Source organism: Janibacter corallicola NBRC 107790, from assembly GCF_001570965.1.
Classification (GTDB): Bacteria; Actinomycetota; Actinomycetes; order Actinomycetales; family Dermatophilaceae; genus Janibacter; species Janibacter corallicola.
Window position 1 is genome coordinate 1 of record NZ_BCSR01000026.1, and the last position, 11058, is coordinate 11058.

13 protein-coding genes and 2 tRNA genes are annotated in these 11058 nt (G+C 71.0%); 9 read left to right on the forward strand and 6 right to left on the reverse strand.

Annotated elements, in window-relative coordinates; genetic code table 11:
* Window positions 1–37: 37 nt before the first annotated feature.
* Window positions 38–127, reverse strand: a tRNA-Ser gene (locus JCO01S_RS10125).
* An 84-nt stretch (window positions 128–211) separates the two neighbouring features.
* Between JCO01S_RS10125 and JCO01S_RS10130 the strand changes: the two genes are divergently transcribed.
* On the forward strand, window positions 212–676 hold the full coding sequence (locus JCO01S_RS10130; RefSeq protein WP_068254805.1) for a DUF3817 domain-containing protein: 465 nt from the start codon (window positions 212–214) through the stop codon (window positions 674–676).
* On the opposite strand, the gene lhgD is transcribed toward JCO01S_RS10130, so the two are convergent.
* On the reverse strand, window positions 677–1870 hold the full coding sequence (lhgD, locus tag JCO01S_RS10135; RefSeq protein ID WP_068254808.1) for an L-2-hydroxyglutarate dehydrogenase: 1194 nt from the start codon (window positions 1868–1870) through the stop codon (window positions 677–679).
* Between the two features lie 89 nt (window positions 1871–1959).
* Between lhgD and JCO01S_RS10140 the strand changes: the two genes are divergently transcribed.
* From JCO01S_RS10140 to JCO01S_RS10155, 4 genes are read left to right on the forward strand one after another with little or no spacing between them, the layout of a single operon-like run.
* Entirely contained in the window at window positions 1960–2253 is a 294-nt protein-coding gene (locus tag JCO01S_RS10140; protein WP_068254809.1) for a type II toxin-antitoxin system VapB family antitoxin, read from the forward strand.
* Window positions 2254–2255: 2 nt separating this feature from the next.
* A complete protein-coding gene (locus tag JCO01S_RS10145; RefSeq protein WP_068254810.1) occupies window positions 2256–2759 on the forward strand; it encodes a LytR C-terminal domain-containing protein in 504 nt (167 codons plus the stop codon).
* 1 nt (window position 2760) lies between these two features.
* A complete protein-coding gene (locus JCO01S_RS10150) occupies window positions 2761–3327 on the forward strand; it encodes a DUF421 domain-containing protein (RefSeq protein WP_245634400.1) in 567 nt (188 codons plus the stop codon).
* Window positions 3324–4046, forward strand: coding sequence for a GPP34 family phosphoprotein (locus JCO01S_RS10155; RefSeq protein WP_068254811.1), 723 nt, complete (start codon window positions 3324–3326; stop codon window positions 4044–4046). Before JCO01S_RS10150 ends, JCO01S_RS10155 begins: the two co-directional genes overlap by 4 nt.
* Window positions 4047–4177: 131 nt before the next feature.
* Here the strand turns inward: JCO01S_RS10155 and JCO01S_RS10160 are convergent.
* Window positions 4178–4267, reverse strand: a tRNA-Ser gene (locus tag JCO01S_RS10160).
* Window positions 4268–4308: 41 nt separating this feature from the next.
* Window positions 4309–4743, reverse strand: a complete 435-nt coding sequence (locus JCO01S_RS10165; RefSeq protein WP_068254814.1) for a nucleoside deaminase — start codon at window positions 4741–4743, stop codon at window positions 4309–4311.
* 81 nt (window positions 4744–4824) lie between these two features.
* On the opposite strand from JCO01S_RS10165, the gene upp reads away from it, so the two are divergent.
* The 3 genes from upp to JCO01S_RS16110 all read left to right on the forward strand — a co-directional run bounded on the left by upp (window position 4825) and on the right by JCO01S_RS16110 (window position 6471).
* A complete protein-coding gene (upp, locus tag JCO01S_RS10170) occupies window positions 4825–5463 on the forward strand; it encodes a uracil phosphoribosyltransferase (RefSeq protein WP_068254817.1) in 639 nt (212 codons plus the stop codon).
* A gap of 119 nt (window positions 5464–5582) precedes the next feature.
* Window positions 5583–5756, forward strand: coding sequence for a hypothetical protein (locus JCO01S_RS15920; RefSeq protein ID WP_169796936.1), 174 nt, complete (start codon window positions 5583–5585; stop codon window positions 5754–5756).
* A 4-nt stretch (window positions 5757–5760) separates the two neighbouring features.
* Window positions 5761–6471: a PH domain-containing protein gene (locus JCO01S_RS16110; RefSeq protein ID WP_068254820.1), complete on the forward strand. Its 711-nt coding sequence runs from the start codon at window positions 5761–5763 to the stop codon at window positions 6469–6471.
* 152 nt (window positions 6472–6623) lie between these two features.
* Here the strand turns inward: JCO01S_RS16110 and pntB are convergent, their stop codons facing one another.
* Window positions 6624–8075: a Re/Si-specific NAD(P)(+) transhydrogenase subunit beta gene (gene pntB, locus JCO01S_RS15730; RefSeq protein WP_068254821.1), complete on the reverse strand. Its 1452-nt coding sequence runs from the start codon at window positions 8073–8075 to the stop codon at window positions 6624–6626.
* A 3-nt stretch (window positions 8076–8078) separates the two neighbouring features.
* The gene (locus tag JCO01S_RS15735; RefSeq protein ID WP_068254829.1) at window positions 8079–9602 is read right to left on the reverse strand and encodes a Re/Si-specific NAD(P)(+) transhydrogenase subunit alpha; all 1524 of its coding nucleotides are present in this window, start codon (window positions 9600–9602) and stop codon (window positions 8079–8081) included.
* Window positions 9603–9819: 217 nt separating this feature from the next.
* Between JCO01S_RS15735 and JCO01S_RS10190 the strand changes: the two genes are divergently transcribed.
* The gene (locus JCO01S_RS10190; RefSeq protein WP_157074564.1) at window positions 9820–11043 is read left to right on the forward strand and encodes a glycosyltransferase family protein; all 1224 of its coding nucleotides are present in this window, start codon (window positions 9820–9822) and stop codon (window positions 11041–11043) included.
* The last annotated feature ends 15 nt before the right edge of the window (window positions 11044–11058 follow it).

Genomic DNA, 11058 nt, shown 5'->3' on the forward strand with positions numbered 1-11058 from the left:
GAGCCGCGCCACCGGGGTGACGCGGCTCGAGGCTCGCTGGCGGAGGATGCGGGATTTGAACCCGCGAGGGGTTTCATCCCCAACACGATTTCCAATCGTGCGCACTAGGCCGCTATGCGAATCCTCCACCGGGGAGAGTACCGGAGCCTTCGGCACAGTGAAAATCGGCGCAATTTCCGGCTTCGGCACCCCGTCGGCGACCATGGGAGGCATGACCCTCCCCTCCCCCCGTCGCCTGTTCTTCGCCGTGGCCACCGCCGAGGCGATCACCTGGACGCTGCTGCTCATCGGGATGTTCCTCAAGTACGTCACCGAGACCACCGAGCTCGGCGTGCGCATCGGCGGGATGCTGCACGGCATCGTCTTCATCGCCTACGTCCTCGTCAGCATCATCGTGTGGACCGACCGTCGCTGGGACACCCGTACCGGGCTGATCACCCTGGCCACGGCCATCCCCCCGCTCGCGACGCTGTGGACCGAGCGCTGGCTCGACCGCTCCGGGCACCTGACCAATCAGTGGCGCCTCACCGGGGAGCAGGAGGCCCCCAGCCTCCCCGAGCGGGTCGTCGGCACTGCCCTGCGCCGACCGGGTCTGGCAGCCGTGGGCCTCGTGTGCGCGGTCGCCGTGCTGACCGGTGTCGCCCTGCTCGTCGGCCCGCCGGTGCCGACCAGCTGATCAGGGCAGCCGCGCGACGATCTCCTCGGCGATCGCCAGGGCGGACGTGGCCGCAGGCGAGGGCGCGTTGCGCACCGCCGTCACGGGACCGATGTCCTCGATGACGAAGTCGTCGACCAGGGAGCCGTCCCGGGCCAGGGCCTGGGCCCGCACCCCGGCACCACCGCGACGCAAGTCCCCTTCGCCCAGCTCCGGCAGGTACCGCTGGGCCGCCCGCAGGAACCGCCGCGAGGAGAGCGACCCCAGCACCTCCGCCACCCCGGTGCGCCAGTGCTCGCCCGCGAGCGCCCGGGTGCCGGGCCACGCGAGGGTCTGCCACAGGTCCCTCGCGTCCACGTCGCGCAGCCGGTATCCCTCGCGCGCGGTGGCGAGCACCGCATTGGGCCCGACGTCGACGGTGCCGTCGACCCGGCGCGTCAGGTGCACCCCGAGGAAGGGGTAGCGCGGATCCGGCACCGGGTAGACCAGGCCCTTCACGAGGTGGGTCCGCTCCGGCGCCAGCAGGTGGTACTCGCCGCGGAAGGGCACGATCCGCGGCCCCTCTCCCCCACCGACCATCGCCGCCAGGCGGTCGGCATGCAGCCCACCGCAGACCACCACCCGGTCGGCGGCCAGGCGGACGGTTCCCCCTTCGTGCTCCACGAGGATCTCCACCCCCGAGCGAAGGGGGCGCATCGCCACCACCTCGTGGCCGAGCCGGACACCGCCACCGGCCGCCGCCACGTCGTCGGCGAGCGCCCGGGTCACGGCCGGGAAGTCGGTGACCGCAGTCGTCGGCGAGCGCAGCGCCGCCCGCCCCCGCACGTGCGGCTCGACGTCGCGCAGGCCGTCCGGGCCGAGCATCTCCACCCGGGGCACGCCACCGGCCACCGCGCGCCGGTGCACCTCGGCCAGCCGTTCCTCGTCGGTGGCGTCCACGGCGACGACGACCTTGCCGACCTCGTCGTAGGTGATGCCCTTCTCCTGCGTGTACTCCCGAAGCAGGCCGACACCGCGCCGGCAGAGCCGGGCCTTCAGCGACCCCGGCTGGTAGTAGACGCCGGAGTGGACCACCCCCGAGTTGTGACCGGTCTGGTGAGCGGCGACCTCGGTCTCCTTCTCCAGCACCGTGACCCGCTCGCCGGGCCGGACCTGCGTCAGCCGGCGGGCGACGGCCAGGCCCACGATCCCGGCCCCGATGACGATGGTCTCCATCTCCCCAGCGTGGCACCGGGCAGTCAAGACTCGGTCACAAGGGTGAGGGTGGTGCCCCCTTCGGGGGGCGTGACTCATATCGTGTCGGCGTGATCTTCCAGTCCATCGGTGACAGCCGCCCCTACCCCGATCACGGCCTCTCCAGCCGGTCGTGGAGCGACGTCCCGCCGCGGCTCGTGCGGCTGGAGAGCCTCACGACGACCAAGAGCACGCTCAACCTGCACGACCTGCTCGCCGAGGACTCGACCTTCTACGGCGATCTCTTCCCCCACGTCATCTCGTGGCGGGGCCGCCTCTACCTCGAGGACGGACTGCACCGGGCGCTGCGCGCGGCACTGCAGCACCGCCCGGCCCTGCACGCCCGAGTCCTCGAGCTGGACTGACCGTGTCCGACGAGTACGGGATGACCAGCGAGGAGCGCGCTGGCCGCCGACGCATGGTCCTGACCGTGCTGCTCGTCGCGCTCATCGCCTTCTTCGTCCTCTGGTACGCGATGTCCTACGTGCGCGCCGACGGCGGAGCGACGACTGACGCCATGACCTCCAGCAGCAGCTCACCCGAGACGCCCGCGTGCTCCATCCCGCCGAAGAAGGTCACCGTCAACGTCTACAACGCGACCGATCGCACCGGGCTCGCGGGCCGGGTCGCGAAGGAGCTGCGAGGGCGTGGCTTCGACGTCGAGCTCGTCGCCAACGACCCGAAGCAGGCCGAGGTCCGGGGCGTCGGACAGCTGCGGCACGGCAAGGTCACCGACCCCGAGGCGAGGCTCCTGATGAAGCACGCCGGGAAGCTCCGGGACCTGCAGGACGAGCGCACCCGGGAGACGGTCGACGTCGTGCTCGGTGAGGAGTTCCGGCGACTCGTCCCTGCGGGGGAGGTCGGCTGCTGAGGTGGGCATCGACTGGGCCGAGGTCGGCGAGCGGCTGTGGATCACCCCGAGCCATGCGATGGCGGTGGTCATCTCCGCGGTCGGGATCTACCTCGCCTTCCTCGTGCTCGTGCGGCTCTTCGGCGCCCGGGTGCTCTCAGGGATGGGGACCTTCGACGTCGTCGTGGCCATCACCATCGGGGCCGTGGTCGGACGCCTGATCCTCGGCGACCCACCGTCGCTGGCCGCGGGCGTGATCGGGCTGACCTGCCTCTTCCTGCTGGAGGCCCTGCTCGGCGAGGCCCGCCGGACCACCCGGGGCAACCACGTCGTCAACGCCGGTGCCGTCGTCGTCATGGCCGGCGACCAGATCCTCACCGAGAACCTGCGTGCCGCCCACGTGACCAACGCCGAGCTGCGCGCCGCACTTCGGCAGGCGGGCGTGCGCGGCCGGGACGAGGTCGCCTGCGCGGTCTTCGAGTCCACCGGGAGGATCAGCGTGCTGCGCCGGGGGCGGCCGATCAACCCGCGCCTGCTCGTGGGTGTCCGCGACGCGGACCGGGTCCCGGAGGAGCTGCTGGGCCGATGACCACACTCGCGGACGTCGTGGTGGCCACCCTCGACCCGTACAGCGGCGAGGAGATCCTGCCGGTGCGCAGGCACGGCTTCAAGCTCCTCGGCGCGGCCGCGCTCCACGACCTGCTGGAGCGTGGCCGACTGGGACGCACCGGCGAGGGGAACAGGTCCCGGGTCGTCCTGCTCGACCCCTCGCCCGTCGCCGAGCCCTCCCTGGAGCGCTGCCTCGACGCCGTACGAGGGCACCGGGAGCAGACGCCGCGCAACGCCATCCTGCGCCTGGGCGGAGGGGTCAAGCTGCGCGAGCGCATCCACGACGGCCTTGCCGCCGAGGGCGTGATCGGCCCACGGGAGAAGGCGGGCCTCCTCGGTAGTCGGTACCGCGTCCAGCACCCCGACCACCAGTATGCGCTCGTCGGCAGGCTGCACGCCATGCTCCTCGGCGGCCGGACCCCCGACGAGCCGACCCGCCGCCTGGCGGCACTGCTGACGGTCGGCGAGACCCTGGAGGTCGGCCACTTGCTCGACATCGTCCTGGACTGGCCGGGAGCGGGCACTCCCCTGACGGGCTCGGATCGCGGCGCCGCGCGGGAGCGGGCCGTCGAGGTCGGCCGAGCGGCCATCGCCCAGGACTGGGTCGCGCTGACCGCGGTGCGCGCCATCACGCTGCCCCGGCAGCTGACCCGGGTCGGCGCCCTGCTGGGCGTCGCCGAGGCCGCCATCCCCGAGTAGGCCGGGCGCCCCGGCCGCCGCGGGGCGATGTGGACTCACCGAGGACTCGTCGGCGAGTCGACCGACCTCCACCCGATCACGAAAGTCCTGAGCCGCGCCACCGTGCAGACGGTGGCGCGGCTCAGGACAACTGGCGGTGGCGGTGGGATTTGAACCCACGGTGGGCGTCAACCCACAAACGCTTTCGAGGCGTTCTCCTTAGGCCGCTCGGACACGCCACCGCGCAGAACTGTACAAGGTCGAGCCCCTCGCGCCCGAATCGTCACGGGCGGCGCCCGGCGAAGAAGTCCTGCAGCAGCCGGGTCGACTCCTCCCCGCGCACGCCGCCGACGACCTCGGCCCGGTGGACCGAGCGGCGGTCGCGGGGGATGTCCCACACCGAGCCGCAGGCGCCCATCTTCGGGTCCCACGCACCGAGCACCACGCGGGGGACGCGCGTGAGCACGACCGCGCCGGCGCACATCGGGCAGGGCTCCAGGGTGACCACGAGGGTGCAGCCGGGCAGGCGCCACTCCCCCTTCGCCGCCGCCGCGGCACGCAGGGCGAGCATCTCCGCGTGGCCGGTGGGGTCCCCGTCCCGCTCGCGGGTGTTCCTCCCTTCGCCCACCACCTCCCCGTTGGCGTCCACGACGACGGCGCCGACGGGGATGTCCCCGTCGGCGGCAGCCTCCCCGGCGAGGGCCAGGGCACGGTCCATCCACGCCTCCTCGGCGGGCCGCGCGGGACGGGTGAGGTCAGGAGTCACCCGGACAGTCTCACGCACGGTAGTTTCGGGCGCATGCGCGTCACCGTTCCGGACCACCCGCTCATCGCCCACAAGCTGACGTACCTGCGCAAGAAGGACACCGACAGCCCGACCTTCCGGCGACTGGCGGACGAGCTGGTCACCCTCCTGGCCTACGAGGCCACGCGTGAGGTGCGGTGCGAGCTCTTCGACATCGAGACCCCGGTCGCCGGGACCACGGGGATGAAGCTGTCCACCCCGAAGCCGCTCGTCGTCCCGATCCTGCGTGCCGGCCTCGGGATGCTCGAGGGGATGGTCCGGCTGCTGCCGACGGCCGAGGTGGGCTTCCTCGGGATGCTGCGCAACGAGGAGACCCTCGAGGCCGTCACCTACGCCAACCGGCTGCCCGACGACCTCTCCGGCCGGCAGTGCTACGTCATCGACCCGATGCTCGCCACGGGCGGCACGCTCGCCATGGCGATCCACTACCTCGTCGAGCGCGGCGCCGACGACATCACCGCGGTGACGCTGATCTCGGCGCCGGAGGGCATCGAGACCCTGGAGCGGGAGCTCGGCGGCCTCGACGTGCCGATCCGGCTGGTCACCGGCGCGGTCGACGAGCGACTGGACGAGAACGGCTACATCGTCCCCGGTCTCGGTGACGCCGGTGACCGGATGTACGGCATCGTCTGAGCGCCACGCCCGACGCCGGCGAAGGCAGCGTCCCACCCGTCACATCTGCAACACTGATTGCCGTCCCGCGTCCACCCGGACGCACCAGGACCGACCGAGGACGACGGAGAAAGACACGCATGAGCACGCCACCGATCAAGAAGATCGTCCTCTGGCTGGTCGCGATCTTCCTGCTGTACGCCATCCTCACGTCCCCGACCGACGCGGCCGCGATGGTCGGCTCCGCGTGGGACGTCATCATGAACGGCGTGGGCAACATCGGTCGGTTCTTCGACACCCTCCTCGCCAGGTAACGCGATGAACCAGCCCGTCGAGCACAAGGGCCTGCGGCGGTACCTGCTCGGCGGCGAGAACCCCGTGGCCGAGATCCGGTACCACGGGATCGTGCTCCTCAAGCCGGCACTGCTGCTCCTGCTCGCCACCCTGCTGGTCCTCTGGATCGACCTGTCCGTCAGCGACGCCGCCGTGCCGGCCCTGAAGTGGGTCTGGCTGGTCTGGCTCGGCGTCCTCGGCTGGGCCGCGTGGCAGTGGATCGAGTGGCGGCACACCCGGGTCGTGGCGACCGACCGGCGGATCGTGCTCTTCGAGGGCTGGATCAACCACAAGGTCTCGATGATGCCCCTGAAGAAGGTCACCGACATGGGCTACGAGCGCTCGCTGCTCGGGCGCCTCCTCGGCTACGGGACCTTCGTCCTCGAGAGCGCCGGGCAGGACCAGGCCCTCTCCAAGATCAGCTACGTCCCCGCACCCGACGAGAACTACCGCGCGATCTGCGCCGTGGTCTTCGGCGTCTCCGACGAGCCCGAGGAGGACGTCGACCGAGACGACGAGGATCCGGCCTGGGAGACCTCGGAGGACGACGCGGCCCGCCTCGGGGGCGTCGAGGGCGTCCACGTCGGCCTCGACCAGCGACCCCGGGGCGACTCGATCTACCGCAGCGCCGACCGGAACCGCGGCCGCGAGGGCGACACCGGCGAGCTCCCGCCCTACGACCCGTTCTCGTACTGACCGAGGAACCGCTCGGCGCGCGTCGCACGGCGCACCCGGGTCCATGACGCGGCCACGGCACGACGTGGGGAGGCGGCCACCTGTCGGTGACCGCCTCCCCTCGTGTCGCTTCGCGCTGCGAGGCGTGAGCCCGCGAGCGGGGATCCGCCCGGTCAGATCTCCTTGAGGATCTCCCCGACCCTGTCCTTGGCGTCGCCGAAGAGCATCTGGGTGTTCTCCCGGAAGAAGAGCGGGTTCTGCACCCCGGCGTAGCCGGTGGCCATGGAGCGCTTGAAGACCACGACCTCGCTCGCGTTCCAGACCTCGAGGACGGGCATGCCCGCGATGGGGCTGGACGGGTCCTCGGACGCGGCCGGGTTGACGGTGTCGTTGGCGCCGATGACCAGCACGACGTCGGTCTCGGGGAAGTCCTCGTTGATCTCGTCCATCTCCAGGACGATGTCGTAGGGGACCTTCGCCTCGGCCAGCAGGACGTTCATGTGGCCCGGCAGCCGGCCGGCGACGGGGTGGATGGCGAACCGCACGTCGACCCCCTTCGCCCGCAGGCGCTCGGTCAGGTCCGCGACCGGGTACTGCGCCTGGGCCACGGCCATCCCGTAGCCGGGCGCGATGACGACCGAGCCGGCGTTCGCGAGCATGTCCGCGACCGCCGCGACGTTGGTCTCCCGGTGCTCGCCCTGCTCCTCGTCCCCGCCGGAGGTCGGCGCGTCGGAACCGAAGCCACCGGCGATGACCGAGATGAAGGACCGGTTCATCGCCTGGCACATGATGTAGGACAGGAAGGCACCCGAGGAGCCGACGAGGGCACCGGTGACGATCAGCAGGTCGTTGGCCAGCATGAAACCGGCCGCGGCCGCGGCCCATCCCGAGTAGCTGTTGAGCATCGAGATCACGACCGGCATGTCACCGCCGCCGATCGAGGCGACCAGGTGCCACCCGAAGGCCAGCGCGATCACCGTCATGATCCCCAGCGGCAGCAGCGACGGGGAGGCGACGAACCACACGCCGAGCCCGACCGAGACCAGGATCGCGGCCAGGTTCATCCAGTGCCGGGCCGGCAGCACCAACGGCGCCGACTTCATCTTCGCCGACAGCTTCAGGTAGGCCACGATCGACCCGGTGAAGGTCAGCGCACCGATGAAGACACCGATGAAGACCTCGCCCTGGTGGATGCCCACCATGTCCATCTGCTCCAGCCGGGCGTGCTCGGCCACGGCATCGGCACTGTCCCCGTGGGCGGAGAGGAAGGAGTTGTACCCGACCAGGACCGCGGCCAGACCCACGAAGGAGTGCATCATCGCGATCAGCTCGGGCATCCCGGTCATCTCGACCCGGTTGGCGATCCGGACACCGATGGCCCCACCGATCGCCATGACGACCACGAGCAGACCGAGGCCCCACTTGCCCGCGTCGGCGGCATCACCGGGACCGGAGTAGACCCCGTCGATGACCAACGCGATCGTGGCCACCAGCGCGATGACCATCCCGGCCATCCCGAACCAGTTGCCGTGCTTGGCCGACTCGTGCTTGCTCAGCCCCGCGAGGCTGAGGATGAACAACAGTGCCGCGACGATGTATGCGGCGGTGACGACTGTGGAGAGCACGACTCAGCCCTTCCTGAACATGTTGAGCATCCGGTTCGTCACGGTGAAACCACCGAAGACGTTGATGCTGGCGAAGAGGACCGCGGCCGCGGCGACGACCTGGATGGCCAGGTGCGAGGAGGTCACCTGCAGCAGGGCACCGACCACGATGATCCCCGAGATGGCATTCGTCACCGACATCAACGGCGTGTGCAACGAGTGCGCCACGTTCCCGATCACGTAGAACCCGATCACCACCGCCAACGCGAACACGATGAAGTGGGACAGGAACGCCGTCGGCAGGAACGCCGCGGCGACGAGGAACAGCGCCGCAGCGCCACCGATCAACCAGAACTTCCGATTCGGGTCCACCGGCTTCTTCGGCTCCGGCTCCGGCGCGGGCTCCTTCGCCGGCGCCGGGGTCGCCGCCGACACCTGCACCGGGGGCGGCGGCCACAGCAGCTCCTCCCCCTTCGTCACCGTCATCCCCCGCTGGACCTGGTCCTCCAGGTCGAGGACGAGCTCGCCGTCCTTGCCCGGGGTCAGGAGCTTCATCAGGTTCACGATGTTCGTCCCGTACAGCTGGCTGGCCTGCATCGGCAGCCGCCCCGCGAGATCGGTGTACCCGATGATCTTCACGCCGTTCTCGGTCACGACCAGCTCATCGGCCACCGACCCGGCGACATTGCCGCCCGAACCGGCGGCCATGTCCACCACGACCGACCCCGGCTTCATCGAGGCCACCATCTCCTCGGTGATCAACCGGGGAGCCGGCTTCCCCGGGATCAGAGCGGTCGTGATGATGATGTCCACGTCCTCGGCCTGCGCCGCATACAGCTCGGCCGCCTTGGCGTTGAAGTCATCACTGGCCTCCTTGGCATACCCGTCCGAGGAGACCTCCTGCTCGACGTCGACCTGCAGGAAGTCCGCCCCCATCGACTCCACCTGCTCGGCCACCTCCGGACGGATGTCGAAGGCCCGCACCACGGCGCCCAGGCTCCCCGCGGCACCGATCGCCGCCAGACCGGCCACACCGGCGCCACACACCAACACCTTCGCCGGTGGCACCTTGCCCGCAGCCGTCACCTGGCCGGTGAACAACCCACCGAACTCGTGCGCCGCCTCGACCACCGCCCGGTACCCCGCGATGTTCGCCATCGAGGACAGCACGTCCAGGGACTGCGCCCGCGAGATCCGCGGCACCGCGTCCATCGCCAGCGCCGTCACCCCCCGGGCACGCAGCGCCTCGACCTTCTCCTCGTTCAGCGCCGGCGCCAACAACGACGCCAGGACCGTCCCCGGCGCCAGGCCGGCGACCTCCTCGTCACTGGGCTCGTTCACCTTCGCGACGACGTCACACCCCCAGACGTCCGCCGACACCGTGGCACCGGCCTCGACGTACCCCGCGTCCGGGTACGCCGATGCCTCACCCGCGCCCGGCTCGACGACCACGTCGTAGCCCAGCTTGATCAGTTGCGCCACGGTCTTGGGAGTCGCAGCTACCCGCGTCTCTCCCTCTCTTGACTCCTTGGGCACCCCAAGTCGCATGAAAAACTCCTGAATCAGGGGTCGGTGTGGTTGGACCGCAACCTACGTCAGACCCCACCCCGGCGCCGACACATTGTGACGTGTCCAATGCCACTGGGCCACAACGTGAGACCGCTTGGACAGGAGGGGCCGGCCATGTGTTCCCGACGTGGCCAGATGAAGGAGGCCTCATCTCGGCCTCATGGTCACCTCACGTTGGCCCCCGATCGTGGAGGACGTGACCACGACAGACCGGCGACGCATCGCCTTCTACTCCCACGACACCCAGGGCCTGGGCCACGTCCGCCGCAACATCGCCCTCGCCGGGGCGATCGTGGCTGCGGACCCCGACACCGATGTGCTCCTGCTCACCGGGGCCCCGCAGGCCACGGCGTTGCCGTTGCCGCCGAACACCGAGGTCGTCACCATCCCGGGCGTCGCCAAGGACGAGGGCGGCGGCTACTCGGCGGCCACCTTCGCGATGGACCTGCCCGCGCTGCTCTCGCTGCGCGCAAGCCTGCTGACGACGGCATTGACCGCCTTCCGCCCGGACGTCGTGGTCGTGGACAAGGTCGCCCGCGGCCTGGATGGTGAGCTCGAGCCGGCGCTGCGGGCCCTGGCCGGGGTGCGGGGCCACACGAGCGGGCAGCGGCCCCGGCTCGTGCTCGGTCTGCGCGACGTCCTCGACGACCCGGCCACCGCTCGGCGCGAGTGGCGGGTCGACCGCACGAGCGAGGCCATCGAGGAGCACTACGATGCGGTCTGGGTCTACGGCGACCCCACCGTGCACGACCTGGTCGCCGCGAGCGGTCTGCCCGCAAGCGTGACCCGGAAGGTTCGCCACACGGGGTACCTGGCCACCGGTCGTGACGACGGACTGGTCCCGCCGCGCGATGAGCCCCGGCGCCGCCCGCTGCGACGTCCCTACGTGCTGTGCATGGTCGGTGGCGGCCAGGACGGCTGGGAGACGGCCCTGGCCTTCGCCCGTGCCCACTACCCGGAGGGGCACACCGGCGTCATCGTCACCGGCCCCTACATGCAGCCCTCGCTGCGTCGTCGACTGACCGACATCGCCCGCGAGCGCGACGACCTCGTCGTGCGCGACTTCGTCACCGACAGCACCACCCTGATCGGCCGGGCGGCGGCCGTCGTCACGATGGGCGGTTACAACACGGTCTGCGAGGTGCTCGCCACCGACGTTCCCGGCCTCGTGGTGCCGCGGGTGCGCCCGCGGCAGGAACAGCTCGTGCGGGCCCGTCGCCTGGCCGCGCTCGGTGCGCTCGACATGTGCCACCCCACGGAGGCGAGCGCCCCGGCCCTCGGGCACTGGCTCGCCGCGGCGGTGAACCGGCCGCACACGCCCTTCGCCCGGCAGCGCCTCGCGCTCGACGGCCTGGCCCGCATCCCGAACGCCATCGCCGACCTCGTGCCGGCACCACACCTGACGGAGGTTGCCAGTTGATACCCGCACCAGGCC